At 67.8% G+C, this 18,721-nt stretch carries 21 protein-coding genes; 9 read left to right on the top strand and 12 right to left on the bottom strand.

The features are described 5' to 3' along the window. Position 1: 1 nt before the first annotated feature. Positions 2–1,108: an acetate/propionate family kinase gene (locus KBY77_RS03125; RefSeq protein ID WP_255102142.1), complete on the top strand. Its 1,107-nt coding sequence runs from the start codon at positions 2–4 to the stop codon at positions 1,106–1,108. Here KBY77_RS03125 and KBY77_RS03130 read toward each other — a convergent pair. From KBY77_RS03130 to sppA, 9 genes are all read right to left on the bottom strand, one after another. Then, positions 1,053–2,534, bottom strand: coding sequence for an AAA family ATPase (locus tag KBY77_RS03130; RefSeq protein ID WP_255102143.1), 1,482 nt, complete (start codon positions 2,532–2,534; stop codon positions 1,053–1,055). The genes KBY77_RS03125 and KBY77_RS03130 overlap by 56 nt on opposite strands. Continuing rightward, the gene (locus tag KBY77_RS03135) at positions 2,531–3,070 is read right to left on the bottom strand and encodes a DUF177 domain-containing protein (protein WP_255102144.1); all 540 of its coding nucleotides are present in this window, start codon (positions 3,068–3,070) and stop codon (positions 2,531–2,533) included. The genes KBY77_RS03130 and KBY77_RS03135 overlap by 4 nt, the downstream gene beginning before the upstream one ends. Continuing rightward, entirely contained in the window at positions 3,070–4,206 is a 1,137-nt protein-coding gene (yidC, locus tag KBY77_RS03140; RefSeq protein ID WP_255102145.1) for a membrane protein insertase YidC, read from the bottom strand. The genes KBY77_RS03135 and yidC overlap by 1 nt, the downstream gene beginning before the upstream one ends. A gap of 120 nt (positions 4,207–4,326) precedes the next feature. Further along, the gene (locus tag KBY77_RS03145) at positions 4,327–4,755 is read right to left on the bottom strand and encodes a PH domain-containing protein (protein ID WP_255102146.1); all 429 of its coding nucleotides are present in this window, start codon (positions 4,753–4,755) and stop codon (positions 4,327–4,329) included. Then, positions 4,752–5,141: a ribonuclease P protein component gene (locus KBY77_RS03150; RefSeq protein ID WP_255102147.1), complete on the bottom strand. Its 390-nt coding sequence runs from the start codon at positions 5,139–5,141 to the stop codon at positions 4,752–4,754. The genes KBY77_RS03145 and KBY77_RS03150 overlap by 4 nt, the downstream gene beginning before the upstream one ends. Before the next feature lie 25 nt (positions 5,142–5,166). Further along, entirely contained in the window at positions 5,167–5,304 is a 138-nt protein-coding gene (gene rpmH, locus KBY77_RS03155; RefSeq protein ID WP_006170261.1) for a 50S ribosomal protein L34, read from the bottom strand. A 53-nt stretch (positions 5,305–5,357) separates the two neighbouring features. Beyond that, entirely contained in the window at positions 5,358–5,990 is a 633-nt protein-coding gene (locus KBY77_RS03160; RefSeq protein ID WP_255102148.1) for a DUF2808 domain-containing protein, read from the bottom strand. Positions 5,991–6,094: 104 nt separating this feature from the next. Continuing rightward, positions 6,095–6,475: a chorismate mutase gene (gene aroH / locus KBY77_RS03165; protein WP_255102444.1), complete on the bottom strand. Its 381-nt coding sequence runs from the start codon at positions 6,473–6,475 to the stop codon at positions 6,095–6,097. Beyond that, positions 6,472–7,284, bottom strand: coding sequence for a signal peptide peptidase SppA (gene sppA, locus KBY77_RS03170; protein ID WP_255102149.1), 813 nt, complete (start codon positions 7,282–7,284; stop codon positions 6,472–6,474). The genes aroH and sppA overlap by 4 nt, the downstream gene beginning before the upstream one ends. A gap of 53 nt (positions 7,285–7,337) precedes the next feature. Between sppA and KBY77_RS03175 the strand changes: the two genes are divergently transcribed. The 3 genes from KBY77_RS03175 (at position 7,338) to KBY77_RS03185 (ending at position 11,276) form a co-directional block, all read left to right on the top strand. After that, on the top strand, positions 7,338–8,309 hold the full coding sequence (locus KBY77_RS03175; RefSeq protein WP_255102150.1) for a DMT family transporter: 972 nt from the start codon (positions 7,338–7,340) through the stop codon (positions 8,307–8,309). Further along, on the top strand, positions 8,306–9,397 hold the full coding sequence (locus KBY77_RS03180; protein ID WP_255102151.1) for a glycosyltransferase: 1,092 nt from the start codon (positions 8,306–8,308) through the stop codon (positions 9,395–9,397). The genes KBY77_RS03175 and KBY77_RS03180 overlap by 4 nt, the downstream gene beginning before the upstream one ends. A gap of 85 nt (positions 9,398–9,482) precedes the next feature. Continuing rightward, positions 9,483–11,276, top strand: coding sequence for a glycosyltransferase family 39 protein (locus tag KBY77_RS03185; RefSeq protein WP_255102445.1), 1,794 nt, complete (start codon positions 9,483–9,485; stop codon positions 11,274–11,276). Here KBY77_RS03185 and KBY77_RS03190 read toward each other — a convergent pair. Next, complete coding sequence (locus tag KBY77_RS03190; protein ID WP_255102152.1) at positions 11,270–11,803, bottom strand: DUF721 domain-containing protein; 534 nt, start codon at positions 11,801–11,803, stop codon at positions 11,270–11,272. The two genes, KBY77_RS03185 and KBY77_RS03190, sit on opposite strands and share 7 nt — an antisense overlap. Before the next feature lie 90 nt (positions 11,804–11,893). Between KBY77_RS03190 and KBY77_RS03195 the strand changes: the two genes are divergently transcribed. From KBY77_RS03195 to KBY77_RS03215, 5 genes are all read left to right on the top strand, one after another. Beyond that, positions 11,894–12,667: a PspA/IM30 family protein gene (locus KBY77_RS03195; protein ID WP_255102153.1), complete on the top strand. Its 774-nt coding sequence runs from the start codon at positions 11,894–11,896 to the stop codon at positions 12,665–12,667. 74 nt (positions 12,668–12,741) lie between these two features. After that, positions 12,742–13,062, top strand: coding sequence for a thioredoxin domain-containing protein (locus KBY77_RS03200; RefSeq protein WP_255102154.1), 321 nt, complete (start codon positions 12,742–12,744; stop codon positions 13,060–13,062). Further along, a complete protein-coding gene (locus KBY77_RS03205) occupies positions 13,049–14,278 on the top strand; it encodes an aminotransferase class I/II-fold pyridoxal phosphate-dependent enzyme (RefSeq protein WP_255102155.1) in 1,230 nt (409 codons plus the stop codon). Before KBY77_RS03200 ends, KBY77_RS03205 begins: the two co-directional genes overlap by 14 nt. Positions 14,279–14,285: 7 nt before the next feature. After that, positions 14,286–15,044 carry a biotin--[acetyl-CoA-carboxylase] ligase gene (locus KBY77_RS03210; RefSeq protein ID WP_255102156.1) on the top strand — a complete coding sequence of 253 codons (759 nt, stop codon included), beginning with the start codon at positions 14,286–14,288 and terminating at the stop codon, positions 15,042–15,044. A gap of 67 nt (positions 15,045–15,111) precedes the next feature. Beyond that, the gene (locus KBY77_RS03215; protein WP_255102446.1) at positions 15,112–16,293 is read left to right on the top strand and encodes a M23 family metallopeptidase; all 1,182 of its coding nucleotides are present in this window, start codon (positions 15,112–15,114) and stop codon (positions 16,291–16,293) included. A 31-nt stretch (positions 16,294–16,324) separates the two neighbouring features. Here KBY77_RS03215 and KBY77_RS03220 read toward each other — a convergent pair whose 3' ends face one another. Both KBY77_RS03220 and KBY77_RS03225 read right to left on the bottom strand, forming a co-directional pair. Beyond that, positions 16,325–17,056, bottom strand: a complete 732-nt coding sequence (locus tag KBY77_RS03220; RefSeq protein WP_255102157.1) for an ABC transporter ATP-binding protein — start codon at positions 17,054–17,056, stop codon at positions 16,325–16,327. Beyond that, positions 17,053–18,618 (bottom strand): NAD(P)H-quinone oxidoreductase subunit N, encoded by a 1,566-nt coding sequence (locus KBY77_RS03225; RefSeq protein WP_255102158.1) that lies wholly within the window; start codon positions 18,616–18,618, stop codon positions 17,053–17,055. The genes KBY77_RS03220 and KBY77_RS03225 overlap by 4 nt, the downstream gene beginning before the upstream one ends. Positions 18,619–18,721 lie beyond the last annotated feature (103 nt).

Raw genomic sequence — 18,721 nt, forward strand, 5'->3', positions numbered from 1 at the left:
GATGAACTCCCTGGAATCGGTGCTGGTGCTGAACGCGGGCAGCTCCAGTCTCAAGGCGGGGCTGTTCGCGGCGGATGGCAGCTGCCAGTGGCGCGAGCAACGCAGCTGGCAGCCGGCCTCCGGCGCCATGGAGGAGGTGCTCGACGGCTGGCTGCCGGCGGCCCTGGATTCCTGGAATGGGGAACCGCTGTTGGCGGCCCACCGGGTGGTCCATGGCGGTGAGCGCTTCACAGCCCCCACCCTCTTGAGCTCCCCGGTGCTGGATGCTCTGGAGGCCATGATCGCTTTGGCACCGCTGCATAACGGACCTGCCCTGGCCGTGATGCGCTGGCTGAGCCGCTGGAATCCCCTGTTGCCCCAGTGGGCCTGCTTTGACACGGCCTTCCACAGCACCCTGCCGCCGGAGGCCCGCACCTATGCCCTGCCGGCGGCCTGGCGGGAGCTGGGTCTGCGCCGTTTCGGTTTTCACGGCCTCAACCATCAGCACGTGAGTGAAACCGTCAGCCGTCGCTGGTCTGACAAGCGCCAGTCCCCTACTCGGCCATTGCGGCTGATCAGTTGCCACCTGGGTGCCGGCTGCTCGCTCTGCGCCATCCGGGATGGGCGCAGTGTGGCCACCACCATGGGTTACACGCCCCTGGAGGGTCTGGTGATGGCCACCCGCAGCGGCTCGATCGATCCCGGTCTGCTTCTGCATTTGCTGAGGCAAGGGCTTACTCCAGAGCAACTGGAGCAGGGGCTGCAGGGGGCGAGTGGCCTGCTTGGGCTCTCCGGTGGTCTCAGCTCCGACATGCGCCAGCTCCGCCAGGCCGCCAGCGACGGCCACGACGGCGCCCGCCTCGCCCTTGCTGTGTTTCGCCACAGCCTGCTGGAGGGCATCGGGGCGATGGCGGCAAACCTGGGTGGTGTGGATGTGATCGCCCTCAGCGGCGGCATCGGTGAGCACGATCAAGCCCTGCTGGCGGATCTTGAGTCGTCCCTGGGCTGGCTCGGGCCCATTGAGCTGGTGCGGGTCCCCGCCGATGAGGAGGGCCTGATCGCCCGCGAGTGCCTCAGCGCAGCAGGCGGGATGCAGGCCGGGCCCGGCCGCTGCTGGCCCACTGCTTGAGCGCATCGAGCTGCTCGCGGGCCGTGCGCGAGAGGGGAACCAGGTCACTGGCGGCGGCGATCAGATCGGCCTCGCCGAATTCCCGGTGCACGGCAAAGGCCAGGTGCATCGCCTCCACCACCGTCTGCTCCAGTTCGGCGCCGGAGAATCCCGCAGTGCGGTCCACCAGCACCTCGAGGGGAATGCGGTGGTCGGGGCGGCGACGCCGCAGCTGCAGGTCGAGAATCGTGCGCCGTTCGGCGGCATCGGGCAGATCCAGCAGGAAGATCTCATCGAAGCGACCCTTGCGCATCAGCTCCGGCGGCAGGCTCTCCACCCCGTTGGCGGTGGCCACCACGAACACCGCAGAGCGCTTCTCCGCCATCCAGGTGAGCAGGCTGGCCAGCACCCGCTGGCTGGTGCCGCCATCGCTGCGGCTGTCACCGCCGAATCCCTTGTCGATTTCGTCGATCCAGAGCACGCAGGGTGCCATGGCTTCGGCGCGGCGAATCATGTCGCGGGTACGGGCTTCGCTGGCGCCCACCAGGCCGGCGAACAGCCGCCCCACATCCAGGCGCAGCAGCGGCATGGCCCAGCTATGGGCGATCGCCTTGGCGGTCAGTGACTTGCCGGTTCCCTGGGGACCCACCAGCAACACTCCCCGTGGCAGTGGCAGGCCATAGGCGGCGGCCTCATCGCTGAAGGCCAGTCGCCGCTGCTCCAGCCAGTGCTTGAGCGCCTCCAGCCCGCCGATGTCGGCGGGGCTGGCCTCGGTGGGGCAATACTCCAGCAGCTCGCTGCGGGCGATTGCCTGGCGCTTCTCCTCCAGCACCTCTGCCAGATCGGGCTCCCCCAGCTGGCCGCGTCGAGCCAGGGCCCGCGCCGCCACCTGACGGATGCGCTGTTCGCTCAGGCCGCTGCAGCAGTGGGTGAGCTGCTCGAGCACACCGGGGCTCAGGGGGTGGCCGCAGGCCCGAGCGATGCTTTCCAGCAGAGAGCTGATCTCAGCGGCATCGGGCAGGGGCAGGTCGAGGATCGTGAGGCACTCTTCCAATTCCCGGGGCACCTGCCATTCCGGGGCGGTGATCACCAGGGTGCGCGGTTTCTGGCGCAGGCTGGTGGCCAGGTTGCGCAGCCGGCGGCCGATGCCGGGGTCGTCGCAATAGCGGTGGAAATCGAGCAGCAGCAGGATCGCCGCCTGATCCGGGGGCAGGCTATCGATCGCCTCCAGTGCTCCCATTGGATTGCGGGTGGCCTCACCCTCGCGGTTAGGCAGCCCCTGGAGCCCCTCGACGAAATCCCAGCGCAGCAAGGTGCGCTGGCCAAGGCGCTGGGCGGCGCGCTGGAGCAGGGCGGCGATGCGCTCCTCCTCGGGGCTGCGGATCCAGAGGATCGGCGCACGGGCACGTATCAGCAGATCAAGCTGGTCGGCCCACTCCTCGCTCATCGCCACTGGCGCAGGGCCGACCAGCGGGGATCGATGGGGTCTCCCCCGCCGGCCGTGGAGGATGCTTCCTGTCTGGTCTCAGGTTGCTCTGGCAGGTCCGGTCCGGGGCAGCCCGGGCCGCAGTCGTTCCGCAGGGGCAGCTGAAGGCTGAGTTGCTCAAACAGCCACCGGGCCGGATCGAAGCTGCCGCTGGGATCGAGAGCCTCGATCAGCTCGCTTGCGTCGAGGTCATCGCCGAGTTGATCGGCCTCTCCGAGCCAGAGTCGCTCCTCCCCCTGGAAGTGCAGGGTGTGGTTGTAGGTGCTCAGGCAGCGGTCGCAGCAGAGGGTGACGATGGTTTCGGCTTCCCCCTCCACCTCCAGCACGGGCTCGCCGTGGCGGACGCTCAACCAACCCCTCACCGGCGTGAGGCTATCGAGATCCTCCAGCTGCTGGTCGACAGTCCACAAACGTGGTTCCTGCAGCAGGCGGAGCTCCTGCAGGGGCACCGGCCGCAGCAGGGATGGTTCAGGCAACGGCGAGGGACGCCGCGACATCACTTCTTGCCCTTGGGCTCAAAGGGCAGTCTCTCAGACCCACCGGAGCTGGCGGCAACCGCCACCGTCTGCTGGGCGAGCTGTTGATCGAGGATGTCCTGAAGGTTCTCAGGCAGGGCCTCGCGGCTGAGCAGGAAGGTCTGGAGGGCCTGGAAGATGTTGGCGACCACCATATAGAGCAAAACCCCCGCGGGCAGAGGGAAGAACAGGAACATGCCGGTGATCATCACCGGAGTGATCTTGTTGGCCGTTGATTGCTGAGGATTCGGCGGCATCCCAGCCCCCGAGAGGATCTGGGAGATGAACAGGCTGGCTCCGAAGGCCCCGACCAGGATGGCGATGTCCCAGTTGATCGCGCCGTCGGTATAGAAGCCCACCTGACCAAGGGCCTTGATGAACAGGAATCCACTGCGGGCCGCCAGGCCGGGCACCGTTGCTTCCACCGTGGCATCACCAGGGGCGATCGCCTCGATCAAGCCTGACTCGCTGACCCGCACCACGCCCTCGCCTTTGCTCACCCGCCAGGCCGGGGTGTACTTCGAACCGTTCTCCACGCCCTCCAGCACGCTGCTGAAGGGTTGCCCGTCCTTGGTGTGCAGGTTGACCTGGGCTGAGTCGCCGATGCCCAGCTTGGTGCCGGCCTCGAGGCTGGCAACGACGGGCACATGGCTGGTTTCGGTGATGAAGATCGAGTGACTGGCACTGTTGAACGGTTTGATCTCCACCGCAGCGATCTGATCTGCTGGTAAAACCTTCAGATTGAGGGTGTAGGGCACATCGGCGAAGGGTGAGCCGCGCAGGGTGGCGAACAGGGCGAACAGGATCGGCATCTGCACCAGCAGGGGCAGACAGCCGGCCAGGGGGCTGCCGAACTCCTTCATCAGCTTGCCCAGTTCCTCCTGTTGTTTCTGGGGGTTGCTGGCGTACCGGCTCTTGATCTCCGCCTGACGCTTCTGCATCACGGGCTGAGCGATGCGCATGCGCCGGGCACTGCGGATCGAGCCTGCGCTCAGGGGGAAGAGGGCCAGCCGGATCACCACGGTGAGGGCGATGATCGCCAGCCCGTAACTCGGCACCAGCCCATAGAAAAAGTCGAGGATGGGCAGCAGCAGGTTGTCGGAGATGTAGCCGATCACAGCGGGGAGGCGGCGGAAGGGTGAGGGTTTGGAACAGTGTGCCCGAGCAGCCGATCGGAGTGCCGCCGATGAGGGCAAATCCCGTCCGGAGAGCTTGAACTGGCTGACTGGTCCTGGGGGTCAGGCACTGGCCGCCTGGGAGTCGGCGAATCCCTTGTTGTCGGCTGGGGTCTTGGCACCGCCACGGAGGGCCATCTGCTCGAGGATGTAAGCCTCGGTTTCACGGAAACGGGGCATGGAGCGCATCTCGAGCTTGGCCCCGTCGCTGAGTACCAGCACCATGTCGCCCCAGGCGCCGAAGCCCCGGGGCACCGAGCGCACCTCCCGCACCTGGCTGTAGACCACCTGGGTCCGGTCACGGCCCAGCCAGCCACCGCTGACCGAAATCCGCCTGCTGGTGATGCGGAAGCGCAGCCAGAGGGCCCGCACGATCGCACCGACCGCGAAGGGGATGCCGATCAGGGTGAGGCCGAAGAGCAGGTTGAACAGCAGATCTCCGCGAGCAGGTCCCCCTTCGTAGAACGTGGTCTCGGTCACCTCGATGGTCATCGACTCAGGCCTGCCTTGCGGAACAGCTCTGAACATTCTCCCAGCAAGGCCTCGGGGCTGGCCTCAACGCAGCCGGGCTTGAGGCTGAGCAGCAGCCAGAGGCCATTGGGGTCGGCGGGCCAGTGACCGCATTGCTCGTTCAGCCAGCCATGCAGCAGGCGCCTGAGCCGGTTGCGCCGTACTGAGCGCTTACTCACTTTGGTGCTCACCACGACGGCGCAGCGGCAACCCTGGAGCGGCACCTGGCCCAGCGGGGCACGCAGGAGCGAGGGCTCGCCGACCACGGAGCGAAGCACCAGGTAGGTGCCGTGAAAACGGCGGCCCTTGCGGTAGAGGTGATCAAAGGCTTTGTCGCCCCGCAGGCGCAGATCCCTGGGCAGGGCCATGGGGCGCGGAAGCTCCCTTCAGGCCTCAGACGGCAAGGCGAGCACGGCCGCGGCGACGGCGGGTGCGGATAACGCGGCGGCCGGTGTGGGAACGCATCCGTACGCGGAATCCCGACACCCGCTTGCGCTTGCGACTCGTTCCTTCCAGGGTTCGCTTGGTCATGGTGCGTCTCGGCGTCTGGCCTGTTCTCGATCGGTCAACTTACCAGCCAGGGGTCAATCGATCCCAGGATCGATCTGGATCAGCCAGCTGCCCAGGTAGCCGCCGAAGGGCACATCGCCAGGTGCCTGGGCCAGAGCATTGAACTGGTACATGCCGATGTTGAACGGATTGAAGATCGACATGAACACTCCGATGGTGCCATCAACGGGCACGGGCCGTTCCGGGAAGATCTCGATTGACTTGCCGTTGGCATTCACTTCAATAACGGCAGGAATCGTTTCCTTGCAGCGGGTGCGGGAGAGCATCCCACCTTCCTTCATCATGCAGAGCTTGATGTCTTTGGGATCGATTTTTGCGTCGAAGTTATCGGGAACCGAAATGGTGAGCTTGAGCATGGCCGTCTTGCGATCCTTTGGCCTCAGGATCAGGTAGTAATCCGATCGCTTCAGCCGCGAGGTGTCGGTCATGAAGAAATAGAGCCGCCGGTAGTCCTTGTTGTTGTCCCAGCGGAACTCCAGCAGCCCGGGGGTGCCCTGGGCCAGGCTTGCCACCGGAGCGATTCCGGCGCCAGCGCCGGCCATCACGGCCCCCAGGCCTACGCCCGCGGCAGCCATCAGCAGGCCTGTGCGCCTGGGCAGGGAGGCCGTCAGCCGGCGCAGCCTTTGTTGCAGGTTCGGAAGGGTCATGGAGAGCGGATCAGGGGTGGCCAGCGCAAGCGGGCCCGGGTGTTATCTGGATTGTCGGCCGGCGCCATCGGGCCCAGCCCCTCGTGGGGGCAGCGGCGCAGCTGTCAGTTGTGACCGGATCTGTCCGGCCGCAGCCGGGCCGCCTCCCTCAGGTAAGGGTGCAGGGGCTGCCGGCCCGGCTCCATCCAGGCGTGTGCCAGCAGGCGGATGCAGCGGGGCAGGTCGCCCGCCACGGCCATCTGCTGACAGTCGAGCAGCGCCACTCCGTCCCAGCCGGGCTGCCGCCGGGCGATGGCCGCCGGGAACCCGGCGTCCAGATCGGCGGTCACTGAAAAGGTCACCGACAAAACCCACGCTCCACTGAGGCCGTTGCCGTCGATCAGGCTGGCGAGCAGTTCGCTCACCGCCTCATCGATGGCGGCCGTGGTGTTGGATGTGGCGGTCGTGGCGCCCCTCAGCGCCCGCAACTCCCGGGCCTCGCTCATGGCCGCCAGAGCCACAGCGGTTGACCGCACCAGGCCAGCTCCAGGCTGAGGGCCTGCTGCAGACCTCCCAGCAGGTTGCGGCCGGGGATCAGGCCTGCCAGCCGCTTCTGGGGTTTGCCGAACATCACCGGCTGGGTCTTCTCCTCATCCAGACCAGCCAGTCGAGCGGCCAGCCGCCTGGCGTGTTCCTCATCGCCGAGTTCGTCGATCAACCCGAGCGCCATGGCCTGGGCACCGCTGAACACCCGTCCGTCGGCGAAGCCGCGCACCTCGCTGTCGCTCAGTCCGCGGCCCTGGGCCACTGCCTCGACGAACTGGCCGTAGCTGGAGTCGATCAGACCCTGCAGCAGCTCCCGTTCGTCGGCGGTCAGGGCCCGGTCAGGCGAGAGGATGTCCTTGTACAGGCCGCTCTTGACGGTCTCGAAGCTGATGCCGATCCGCTCCAGCAGCTTCGAAATGTTGTTGCCGCGCAGGATCACGCCGATCGAACCCGTGATCGTGCCCGGGTTGGCCACGATCTTTTCGGCGGCCACCCCCACATACACGCCTCCGGAGGCGGAGATATTCCCGAAGCTGGCCACCACGTGGCAGCCCTTGCTGCGCAGGCGACCGATGGCCGCATGGATCTCCTGGCTGTCGCCCACGGTGCCGCCGGGGCTGTCGATGCGCAGCAGCAGCGCCGGGAATTCCCTGTCCTCCACTTGCCGGAGGGCTTTGACCACCCGCTCCCGGGTCGGGCCGGCGATCGCCCCCTCAATCACGATCCTCGCCATGCTCTTGCGGGACTTGCGGCGCCAGGGCCAGGGCATGCGATGCAGATCGATGTCGCTGGATCTTAAAAAGGTCACCGACGACCGTTTCGATGACGCCCCAGCTGCGATGGCTGTTGATGCTGCTGCCCTTCGCCCTCTGGGGCACGGCGATGGCGGCGATGAAACCCCTGCTCGAGTCAGCCGGCCCGCTCACGATCGCCTGGATGCGCCTGCTGCCGGCAGCCCTGGCGGTGCTGGTGGTGGCGCGGCTGCAGGGGCGTTCCCTGGCGGTGGCGGCCTCTGATCGCCTCTGGTTGCTGGCGTTCGCCCTGGTGGACGGCACCCTGTTTCAAGGGCTGCTGGCCCGGGGTCTGGAGAGCACCGGAGCGGGCCTGGGCTCGGTGCTGATCGATTCCCAGCCCCTGCTGGTGGCCCTGCTGGCCCGCAGCCTCTTTGGTGAGGCCATCAATCCGGTGGGCTGGTCGGGTCTGCTGCTGGGCCTGGCCGGCATCGCCTGCCTGGGCCTGCCGGCGCCGCTGCTGCGGCACTGGTGGCTGGATGGACCGGAGGCCCTGGGATTGCATCCCTGGAGCCATGGCGAGACCTGGATGCTGGGGGCGGCGGTGGCCATGGCGGTGGGCACCGTGCTCTGCCGCTACGCCAGTCGCGGCAGCGATCCGGTGGCCGTCACCGGCTGGCACATGCTGATCGGTGGGGTGCCCCTGCTGATCGGATCGTTGGGCGTCACTCGGCTGAATCCCGCCGCGGCGCCCTTCTGGCCTGCCTGGAGCCCCCTGGAGTGGGGGCTGATGGCCTATGCCAGCCTGCTGGGCAGCGCCCTGGCTTACGGATTGTTCTTCTGGTTCGCCAGCCGCGGCGATCTCACCGGCTTCACTGCGCTGACCTTTCTCACGCCCGTGTTCGCCCTGCTCTGCGGCCTGCTGCTGCTGGAGGAACGGCTGCGGCCGCTGCAGTGGTTCGGCTCGGTCCTGGCGCTTGGCTCGGTGCTGCTGATCAACCAACGCCAGCGGCTCTGGCGCCCGGCGCTGCCCGAACCGGAACCGCCTGGCCTGTCGCCATGACGGCCCCCTTGAGCCTGCTCGTGGTGAGCACGCCGGTGGGAACGCTCGGCTCAGGAGCTGGCGGCGGCGTGGAGCTCACGCTCGAGAGCCTGGTGGCCGGCCTGCTGGGCCGTGGTCACCAGCTCACGGTGCTGGCCGCCGAGGGGTCGCGGCTCTCCAGCAGCTGCCAGGCCGCCCGGCTCTGGACGGCGGCCGGCGTCGATCAGCCCAGCTGGCAGCACCAGCTCCGTGACGCCCCCGTTCAGATTCCCGCTGCCGGTCTGCTGCCGGCCTTCTGGCAGCAGGTGCATGCTCGCCAGGGGGAGTTCGATGCGGTGTTGAATCTTGCCTACGACTGGCTGCCCTTCTGGCTCACCCCCCTGCTGCCCACGCCGCTGTTCCATCTGGTGAGCATGGGCTCGGTGGCGACGGTGATGGATGAAGTGATCGAGGCGGTGGCCCTGAGTGACCAGCGCCGGCTGGCCTTTCACAGCAGGGCCCAGGCCAGCGACTTCCGCCTGCCCGCCCCGCCGCTGGTGGTGGGCAATGGCTTCGACCTGTCGGCCTACAGCTTCCGCGAGCGGCCGGATCCCGAGCCCCTGCTCGGCTGGGCTGGCCGGATAGCGCCTGAGAAAGGGTTGGAGGACGCTGCGGCGGTGGCGGCCAGCCTGGGTGAGCGGCTGCTGGTCTGGGGGGTGCGTGAGGACCCGACCTACGCCGCCGCTGTGGAGGCTTCGGTGCCCTCAGGAACCATCGAATGGCGTGGTTTCCTGCCCACCAGCGCCCTGCAGGCGGAGCTGGGCCGCTGCCGGCTGCTGCTGAACACTCCGAAGTGGAACGAGGCCTACGGCAATGTGGTGGTCGAGGCGATGGCCTGTGGCGTGCCTGTTGTGGCCTACGCCCGTGGCGGCCCCGGCGAACTGATCGTGCCGGGTGTCACCGGGGTGCTGGTGCCCCCCGACGATGTGGCCGCCCTGACGCTGGCGGCTCGGGGCGCGGCGGGACTGGAGCGCTCCGCCTGCCGCCGCTGGGTGGAGCGCCACGCCTCCAGGGAGGCCTTCGCCGAGCGGATCGAGACCTGGATCCGGGAGGGTCTGCGCCCGGCTTAAGTTCGCAGCGACTCAGGCTCCACCCGTGTCCCCGTCCCCTTCCCGTTCCCCGGATGGGGGTCAACGTGCCACTGGTCGCTGGGCGGTGCTCGGCCTGATCCTGGTGTTGGGCATCGCCCTGTTTCTCTGGCAGCTCGGCGCCACAGGGCTGGTTGATGAGACACCTCCCCTGTTCGCCGCTTCCGCCCGGGCCATGGCCGAAACCGGCCAGTGGCTGATTCCCCACGTCAATGGACTGCCGCGCTACGACAAGCCGCCGCTGATCTACTGGCTGATGGGAGTGGGCTATGCGATCCCCGGCCAGGAGCAGTGGAACCCCCTGGGCACCTGGGCCGCTCGACTGCCCTCGGCCCTGTCGGTGATCGCTGTGATGCTCAGCCTGGGGTACACCCTGCTGCGCTGGCCACAGTCGGGCGGTGGGCTGCGCGCCGCCTGCACCGCCCTCGGGGCTGCTCTGGCCTTTGCCCTCTCGCCCTTGATCCTGCTCTGGGGGCGGATCGCCGTCAGCGATGCCCTGCTCACCGGCTGTCTTGCAGTGTCGCTGCTGCTGTTCTGGCAGAGCTGGGCTGAGCCCCGCCGAGCGGTCTGGCCCGCCTGGATCGTGCTCGGCCTGGCGGTGCTCGCCAAGGGGCCGGTGGCCCTGGCCCTTGCGGCCCTGACCCTGCTGGGGTTCGGGCTCAGCCAGCGCCGCCTCGGGGAGCTCTGGCGACGCCTGCGGCCCCTGCCGGGTCTGGCAATCACCGCTCTGGTGGCCCTCCCCTGGTATCTGGCGGCTCTGGCCCTGGAAGGCGAGCCGTTCTGGGCCAGCTTCTTCGGCTATCACAACGTGCAGAGGTTCACCTCTGTGGTGAACCAGCATCTCCAGCCCTGGTGGTATTTCGCGCCGGTACTGCTGCTGGCCGGCCTTCCTTTCACTCCCCTGCTCCTGCTCGGCCTGTTCAGGGCCCTGGGCCGCTGTTGGCGCCGCTGGCGTGGGCCGGTGCCCCCCGGTGCCGTCCTGCCCGATCCCGCCGGCTCCCTGGCCAGCTACGCCGCCTGCTGGCTGCTGGCCGTGCTGATCTTCTTCACCCTGGCCGCCACGAAACTTCCCAGTTACTGGCTGCCCGCCACGCCGGCCGCCGGCCTGCTGATCGCCCTCACCGCCGCCGAAGGGGGCCGGGCCAGCCGCTGGGCCCTGGGGGCTTCCGTGGCACTGATGGCAGCGCTCACCCTGGTCCTGGCGCTCTCGCCCCTCTGGATTCCCCTGATCAACGATCCGGAGATGCCCACCCTGCCGGCGGAGTTGCTGGCCAGTGGCCTGGTGCTGCGGGCGGCGGTCTGTTTTGCCCTGGCGACTCTGGCCGGGCTCTGGCTCTGCTGGAGGCCGAAGCCCCGTCCCTGGGGGCTGGTGCCAGCCCAGCTGGCCCTGTTGCTGTTTCACCTGCTGGCGGTCCTGCCGATGTGGAACCTCGGGGACCGGGTGAGGGGGCTGCCGGTACGGACGGTGGCCCAGCAGGTTCGGCTGCAGCGCCTGGGCTCCGAGCCCCTGGCGATGGTGGGAATCCTCAAGCCGTCGCTGCACTACTACACCCGTCAGGTGGTCCTCTACGAGGGAACATCCCGCACCGCGCTGGTGAACCTGGCTGATCGCCTCGAGCGGGAACACCGGCTGGGTCTTAGCCCCAGTTCCGCTGAGGTTCAATCCACTGTGTTGGTGGTGATCGATCAGGGCACGGCCAGGAAGCCCCACTGGCAGGGCCTGGCTCCAGTCGAGCTGGGCCGCTCTGGGCTGTACCGGCTCTGGCGCCTCGATCGGGGCCGGCTCCAGCGACGGGCCGCTGAGCTGCGGGCCGGTGGAGTGGAGCCCACCTGGCAGCGGCCGGTGCCCGAGCGTTACTGACTTCCGGCCTCCTCCAGGTTGCGGTGGCAGAGGCCGCAGTGGCCCCAGCGGGCCAGTTCACCTGCTGGGGCGGGGCTGCAACAGGCCGGGCAGAGTCCGAGCCCGTGCACGTCCACCCGACTGGGATGGGCAGCCCAGACTTGGGCGATGTCCTCACTGCCCGGCAGCCCGGCGGCATGGGACTGGTGTTGACGAAAGCGCAGGTCGCGGACGGGAAAACCGGACCCCCGCAAGGCGCCCAGCAACTGATGGCGGTTGTAGCGGAGGGCCTGCAGCCATTGGGGATGCTGGGCGCCAACGGTCAGCACTCCGCCGCGGAGGCTGAGAGGGCGGCAGTGGGGGGCGAGCTGGTCGCCGGCGATCCGAGGCCAGGCCTGCCAAAGGGCGGCCAGGCTGCCGGCCCGCCGCCACTCCTGCTGGATCTTCTCCAGGCAGGAGCCCACTGCAACGATCGGCGCCGGAGGTGCCGGCATCAGCACGCTCACGTTGCCGATCCGGCGCACCTGATCCTGCGGAGCCTTGGCCATGGCCTGAGATTAGGGAGTGAGGGTGCGGGCAACCGTCCGTGTTCCGGTGAGCCACAGCGGCTACCCTCCGAGTTGCCCCCACCACGACCCATGGGCTTCTTCGACCGGCTCAGCCGCCTGCTGCGGGCCAACCTCAACGATCTGGTCAGCAAGGCCGAGGATCCCGCCAAGATCCTGGATCAGTCCGTGGCGGACATGCAGTCCGACCTGGTGAAACTGCGCCAGGCCGTGGCAACCGCGATCGCCAGTCAGAAACGGCTTCAGAACCAGGCGGAGCAGGCTGACTCCCAGAGCAAAGCCTGGCTGAACAAGGCCGAGCTGGCTCTCAAGGAGAACAGGGAGGATCTGGCCCGTGAGGCCCTAAGCCGCCGCAAGACTTACCAGGACACTGCCACGGCTCTCAACGCCCAGCTCAGCAGCCAGGCCGGTCAGGTGGAAACGCTCAAGAAGAGCCTGACTGCCCTTGAGGGAAAGATCGCCGAGGCGAAGACCAAGAAGGACATGCTCAAGGCCCGCTCCCAGGCAGCCCAGGCTCAGGAGCAGCTTCAGAGCGCCGTGAGCGGTCTGGGCACCAACAACGCCATGGCCGCCTTCGAGCAGATGGAGGAGAAGGTGCTGCAGCAGGAGGCCCGCAGCCAGGCGGCTGCCGAGCTGGCCGGCGCCGATCTCGAAAGTCAGTTTGCGGCCCTTGAAGGCACCGACGTTGACGACGAGCTCGCCGCTCTGAAGACCCGCCTCGAGGGCGGAGCCCATCCGATCGCCCTGCCGGTCGAGAACGGCCCGGTTCCCCAGCTCGAACCGGTGAAGGTGGCTGAGGTGGACGCCGAGCTTGAGGAACTGAAACGCTCGATCGACAAGCTCTGAGTTCAGCCAGGAGGATCTGATCTCCCTGGCGACCCCGGCCGGCTCCATACAATCCCTCCAGTTGAACCGGGTCTGTGGCCGTTGCTGTTTTCACCGATGCCAACTTCGAGGCTGACGTGCTTGCCGCCCCCGGCACGGTTCTGGTTGATGTGTGGGCCAGCTGGTGTGGCCCTTGCAGGCTGATGTCCCCCCTGATGGACTGGGCTGCGGCTGAGTACGGCGGGCGGCTGCAGGTGGGCAAACTCGAAGCTGATCCGAATCCCGGCGTCCGCGACAGCCACAAGATCCAGGGTCTTCCCACCCTCATCCTGTTCCGCGACGGCAAGGAACTGGCTCGCCACGAGGGCGCCATGGCCAAACCCCAGCTCAAGGCCTTCCTGGATGCCCATCTCTGAACGGGTCACCCGCCTGGGTCAGGGTGTCTTCGCGCGCAACGACCGGCGCAAGATCGCCTACAGCGAGGGTCTGCTGAACCCGGAGCTGCCCCCCGGGAGGCCACCTCTGCTGGATCTCTCCCTCGGCTCCACCGACCTGCCCCCTCCGCAAGTGGCACTGGAGGCCATGGCCGCGGCCATGAAACTGCCCAGCAGTGCCTCTTACTGCCTCCACGGCGCCACCCTGCCGTTCCGGGAGGCTGTGGCGGCCTGGGCCCAGCGACGTTTCGGCGTGGCCGTTGACCCTGAGGGTGAGGTCCTGCTGCTGGTGGGCTCCCAGGAGGGCACGGCCCACCTGCCCCTGGCAGTGCTGAACCCCGGCGAGCCCGCCCTGCTGCTTGATCCTTACTACCCCTCTCACCACGGTGGGCTGCAGCTCGCCTCAGCCCGCACCGAGTTGCTGCCACTGCGCGTCGACCAGGGCTGGCAGCCCCAGTTCGAGGCGATCTCCCCGGCCGTCTGGGACCAACTGAAGCTGATGGTCCTCGGCTTTCCCCACAACCCAACCGCCACGGTGGGAGAGCAGCAGTGGCTGGATCAGGCCGTCGCGCGGGCCCGGCGCCATGGCTTCGTGCTCGCTCATGACAACCCCTATGTGGACCTGGCCCTTGAAGGCCAGGCGCCGGCGCTGCTGCTCAATCCCCACTGGCGCAGCTGCGGCATCGAGTTCTTTTCCTTTTCCAAGAGCTGGTGCCTGGGAGGCTTCCGCCTGGCCTTCGCCATCGGCGCCGAGCCCCTGATCACAGCCCTGCGCCAGCTCAAGGGCGTGGTGGACTTCAACCAGTCGCTGGCCCTCCAGGCCGGGGCGATCGCTGCCCTGGAGCAGGCGCCCCAGTGGCCGGCGCAGCTGCGGGACGTGTACCGGCTGCGCCGCGACCGCATGGCGGCGGCCCTGGAGGCCCAGGGCTGGCCGTTGCAGCGGCCCTCGATGGCGCTCTACCTCTGGCTGGGCCTGCCGGAGGTGGCCCGGGCCCGGGGTCTCGATTCGGAGTCGTTCTGCGCGGCCCTGCTGGAGGCCACCGGCGTGGCGCTGACCCCCGGCAACGGCTTTGGCCCCAGCGGCGAGGGCTGGATGCGACTGGCGCTGGTGCACCCGGTGGAGGAGCTGGAGGCGGGCGCCGAGCGGATTGGCGAGTGGCTGCGCCGCCTCGATGGTGCACTGAGCCCCAGCTATTGAGAAAGCCGTGATCGGCAAGGTTCAGGCGGCGCGACGTCAAGCAGGCGCCACGCTGGGTCCGGACTTGCCGGCGCCGCGGCTGCCCTGGCGGCTTATGTGGTGGCCCTGCTGCGGCAGCACCGAGCAGCGGCTGGAGCGGGAACTGGCCTCCGGAGGCCAGCCACCGCTGGCGGTGCTGGCCGGCCACCAGCGTTTCGGTCATGGCCAACAGGGGCGGCCCTGGATCTCTCCACCGGGTGGGGTGTGGCTGAGCGCGGCCCTGCCCTGGCCGGCGGAGCCTGGTGGCAGCTCGGCGCTGGGGCTGGCCGTGGCGGTGGGCCTGGCCCTCCAGCTGGAGGCACTCGGTCTGACCGTTCAGCTCAAGTGGCCGAACGATCTGCTGGTGAACGGGCGCAAGCTGGCTGGCCTGCTGCCGCGCCTGAGCCTGCGGGGGCCAGCGATTCGCCTGGCCAGGGTGGGGGTCGGTCTCAATGGCCGCAACCGGGCGCCGGCCGGTGCCATCAGCCTGCGCGAGGCTCTCGGCCGTCAGACCACGGCCAGCGATGTGCCCGTCCTGACGGCTCGCGTGCTGGCCGCTCTGGAGTGGGCGGTGTTCCGCAGCACCAGCCCCGAACTTGTGCGCCGCCTGGCTGAGCGCCGCCTGCTGGTGCCCGTCGAGGGGATGACCTACCGCCAGGAACGCTGGCAGGTGGAGGGCCTGAGCGTGGATGGCGGCCTGCTGCTTAGCCGCGCTGGAAAGCGGATTGTGCTCAGGCGCAGCTTCTGAGGGGCCCACTTGCCGAGGGGGTCAGTTGTGTGGCTGAACACAGGCAGGGTTTCTTATGCTCCTGCCAATCAACTCTGATTCCGGTTTGCGTCGCTACTCCTGGTACAACCGCCTGCTGCTGGGCTCCCTGGTGCTGGTGTCAGCTCCCCTCAGCCTGGCTCAGTTGCAGCCTCCGGCAGAGCTGACGGCCCCTGTTGAGCCTGCTGCACCGGCCGCACCCAAGACCCTGGCTGCTCCGGCTGTGCCCCCACCGGCGCCAGCTCCCCGCGCCCTTTCACCTCGCCTGGCCAACGATCTCCCGGCGCCGCTGAAGCCGGGTTTTGATCAGGTTCCCCAGGGCCAGCCCCGCCGCTTTGATCAGTCGCTTGACGAACTGGTGCGCCAGGGGGTCGTGACCCCTGCTGAGCGCAGCCGGGTTCAATCCTCCGGTGCCCTGCGGCCCGGGGAGTTGCCTGCCCACCAACAGGCATGCAGCAATGGCGCTCTCTCAGAGCAGGAGTGCCGCACCGGCGTGTCCGTGCGCTGGCGTGGGCGCAATCCCCTGGAGGAGGAGCGCCTCGACAACGGCGGTAAGACCAGTGGAACGCTCATGGCCGGCATGGGCCGCTTCGGTAGCGACGGCCTGCCCCTCCCTCCGATCACCGTGCCCGTATCGGCTCTGCTCTCCGGGGCCGGCGGCAGTTTTCGCCTCAGTGACGTCTTCGGTGTGACCCCCCGCCCAGCTCCCCTGGCGGGCAATGGCAACCGGGGCCTGCTCTTTCCCCTGATCGGCTCCGCGGTCACCACCAGCGGCTTCGGCTGGCGATTGCACCCGGTGCTGGGCAGCTGGCTGATGCACGCCGGCAAGGATCTGGCAGCTCCGGAAGGCACCCCCGTGGTGTCAGCTCTCGCCGGGCGGGTGGTGAGCAGCGGTGTGGCCGGCGGTTACGGGCTGGCGGTGGAGATCGAGCACAGGAATCCCCTGCGCCGCACCCTCTATGGGCACCTCTCTGAGCTCTACGTCAAGGAAGGCGAACAGGTGAAGCAGGGCGCCGTGATCGGACGGGTGGGCAGCACTGGCCTGAGTACGGGTCCTCACCTCCATTTCGAACTGCGGCTGCCTGAGAACGGCGGCTGGGTGGCTGTGGACCCCGGCATGCTCGATCCCGGCGGTTCGGCGGTCGGTGGCCCCGATGCCATCGCTCTGCTGATGGGCCAGCTGTTGCAGAGCCTGGAGCGGCCTGTGCCCCCAACCCAGGCGGCAGGCTGATCCTGGTGCTGGTTGATCCTGGATGAGTGGCTCAGTCGGCGATGCGGCCGTCGCGGAAATGAACCACCCGCTGGGCCCGTGCGGCCACGTCGTCTTCGTGGGTCACCAGCACCACCGTCATTCCCTGACGATGGAGGTCGTCGAAGATCTCCAGCACCTCCTGGGTGGTGTGGGAATCGAGAGCACCGGTGGGCTCATCGGCCAGCAGCAGGGCCGGCTGGTTGATGATCGCCCTGGCCACCGCCACCCGCTGTTGCTGGCCTCCTGAGAGTTCGTTGGGCTTGTTGCGCAGGCGCTGGGCCAGCCCCACCCTCTCCAGTGCAGCCACGGCACGCTCACGGCGCTCCTTGGCGGGGATGCCGGCATACACCATCGGCAGGATCACATTGTCGAGCGCACTCATCTGGGGCAGCAAGTGGAACTGCTGGAACACGAAGCCAAGACTGCGGTTGCGCAAATCCGCAAGGGCGTCGTCATCGAGTTGCTCCACTGGAGTTCCCCGCAGCAGGTAGCTGCCGGAGGTGGGGCGATCCAGGCAGCCAATGATGTTCATGGCTGTACTTTTGCCCGACCCGGAGGTGCCCATCACCGCGAGATAGTCACCTGGTTGGACCGTGAGGCAGAGGTCATCGAGGGCCCTCACCTCCGTATCACCGGACCCGTAGATCTTGGTGATGTGCTCGAGGCGAGCGACCGGTTCCTGATCAGCCACCTGACTGGCACCGGGGCGAGTTGAAGAGGCTGGGGCGCTCAGTCCGCTCATCCCAGGGCCGCGGCGGCGGATTCACTGGCCGCGATCGCACGCTGGAGCATCGGCGTGCCGGCCACGGCGGCATTGGCCCAGGTGAACAACGGATTGGAGAGGACTCCACCGATGGCCGTCACCAGCACACAGCCCACCAGCGCGGTCCGCAAGGGTTGCATTCCAGCGAGGTTCCAGCTGATCTCCGGGTATGCCTTCACCACATCGGAGGCCTCTTGGGGTTCCTTCACCACCATCATCTTGATCACGGAGATGTAGTAGTAAATGGACACCACTGAAGTGATCAGTCCGACTACCACCAGGAGATATTGCTGATCGGCCCAGCCGGCGAAGAAGAGATAGATCTTGCCGAAGAATCCCAGCATCGGAGGTATTCCGCCCAGGGATAGCAGGCAGAGGCTCAGGCCCAGGGTGATCAGGGGATCCTTCTGGTACAGACCGGCGTAATCGGAGATGCGGTCGCTGCCGGTGCGCAGGGAGAAGAGAATGATGCAGGCGAAAGCACCCAGATTCATGAACAGGTAGGCCGCCATGTAAAGCACCATGGCGGCGTAGCCGTCCTCGGTGCCGCAGACCAGACCGATCATCACGAATCCGGCCTGTCCGATGGAGCTATAGGCCAGCATCCGCTTCATAGAGGTCTGGGCCAGGGCCACCACGTTGCCCAGGGTCATGCTCAGGATGGCCAGCACCGTGAAGAGCACCTTCCACTGGGCATCGAAGCTCTCGAAGCAGCCCACCAGCAGTCGCAGGGCAAGGGCGAAGCCTGCTGTTTTCGAGCCCACCGAGAGGAAGGCCACCACAGGGGTCGGCGAGCCCTCGTAGACATCCGGTGTCCACTGGTGGAAGGGCACCGCCGCGATCTTGAAGGCCACCGTGGCCAGAACGAATACCAGGGCCAGGGCCGTCACGGGGGTGGCGCTGGTCTGCAGGGCCAGACCCACCGCCTCCAGGCTTGTTTCGCCACCTGTGAGGCCGTAGAGCAGGGAGGCGCCATAGAGGAACACCGCCGCGGCTGCTGAACCCACCAGGAGGTACTTGAGGGCGGCTTCCCCGGAGCGGGCATCCCGCTTCATGTACCCGGAGAGCAGATAGCTCGAGACCGACAGGGTTTCCAGCGAGATAAAGATGCTCACCAGATCGGTTGCGCCGCAAAGGAACATTGCCCCCAGTGTGGCCGCCAGCAGGATCGCTGCGTACTCCCCAACCGGCGTGCCGCTGCGCTCCACATAGCGCCAGCTGATCAGCAGGGAGAGCAGGGTGGAGGCGGCTACGACGCCGCGGAAGGCGATCGCGAGATTGTCGGCCAGGAACGATCCCATGAAGGAGGGCTCCAGGGGTGCGTTCCACTGCAGGGCCAGCAGCACCAGGGCGGTGCCCAGCCCCGCGTAGCAGATGGGCGGCACCCAGCGGCTGGCGGCTTCCTCACCGGCCAGATCGACCAGAAGACAGACCAGCAGGGCAACCAGTACGGCGCTTTCAGGAGCAATGGCACCGGCGTTGAGCTGCAGAGCCGTGATGGCTGGAGCTCCCCCAGCGGTCAAGGCGCAAAACACCGTCATCACTGGTCTTCGGCAGGTCGTGATGCTGCGGACTGTAGCCGCGATGGCAGGGCTTGTTTGGCAGCTTGTTTGGCAGTGCGGCCCCCCGATGCGATAAAGAGGG

The organism is Synechococcus sp. Cruz-7E5 (genome assembly GCF_024345995.1).
Classification (GTDB): domain Bacteria; phylum Cyanobacteriota; class Cyanobacteriia; order PCC-6307; family Cyanobiaceae; genus Regnicoccus_A.

Bases quoted from the DNA above. Each gene is read 5' to 3' on its own strand.
- KBY77_RS03130 (WP_255102143.1), bottom strand. From the start codon at position 2,534: ATGAGCGAGGAGTGGGCCGACCAGCTTGATCTGCTGATACGTGCCCGT.
- KBY77_RS03160 (WP_255102148.1), bottom strand. From the start codon at position 5,990: ATGACCCTTCCGAACCTGCAACAAAGGCTGCGCCGGCTGACGGCCTCC.
- sppA (WP_255102149.1), bottom strand. From the start codon at position 7,284: ATGCCCTGGCCCTGGCGCCGCAAGTCCCGCAAGAGCATGGCGAGGATC.
- KBY77_RS03145 (WP_255102146.1), bottom strand. From the start codon at position 4,755: ATGACCATCGAGGTGACCGAGACCACGTTCTACGAAGGGGGACCTGCT.
- KBY77_RS03190 (WP_255102152.1), bottom strand. From the start codon at position 11,803: ATGGCCAAGGCTCCGCAGGATCAGGTGCGCCGGATCGGCAACGTGAGC.
- KBY77_RS03205 (WP_255102155.1), top strand. From the start codon at position 13,049: ATGCCCATCTCTGAACGGGTCACCCGCCTGGGTCAGGGTGTCTTCGCG.
- aroH (WP_255102444.1), bottom strand. From the start codon at position 6,475: ATGAGCGAGGCCCGGGAGTTGCGGGCGCTGAGGGGCGCCACGACCGCC.
- KBY77_RS03195 (WP_255102153.1), top strand. From the start codon at position 11,894: ATGGGCTTCTTCGACCGGCTCAGCCGCCTGCTGCGGGCCAACCTCAAC.
- KBY77_RS03175 (WP_255102150.1), top strand. From the start codon at position 7,338: ATGACGCCCCAGCTGCGATGGCTGTTGATGCTGCTGCCCTTCGCCCTC.
- KBY77_RS03135 (WP_255102144.1), bottom strand. From the start codon at position 3,070: ATGTCGCGGCGTCCCTCGCCGTTGCCTGAACCATCCCTGCTGCGGCCG.
- KBY77_RS03180 (WP_255102151.1), top strand. From the start codon at position 8,306: ATGACGGCCCCCTTGAGCCTGCTCGTGGTGAGCACGCCGGTGGGAACG.
- KBY77_RS03220 (WP_255102157.1), bottom strand. From the start codon at position 17,056: ATGAGCGGACTGAGCGCCCCAGCCTCTTCAACTCGCCCCGGTGCCAGT.
- KBY77_RS03125 (WP_255102142.1), top strand. From the start codon at position 2: ATGAACTCCCTGGAATCGGTGCTGGTGCTGAACGCGGGCAGCTCCAGT.
- rpmH (WP_006170261.1), bottom strand. From the start codon at position 5,304: ATGACCAAGCGAACCCTGGAAGGAACGAGTCGCAAGCGCAAGCGGGTG.
- KBY77_RS03225 (WP_255102158.1), bottom strand. From the start codon at position 18,618: ATGACGGTGTTTTGCGCCTTGACCGCTGGGGGAGCTCCAGCCATCACG.
- KBY77_RS03150 (WP_255102147.1), bottom strand. From the start codon at position 5,141: ATGGCCCTGCCCAGGGATCTGCGCCTGCGGGGCGACAAAGCCTTTGAT.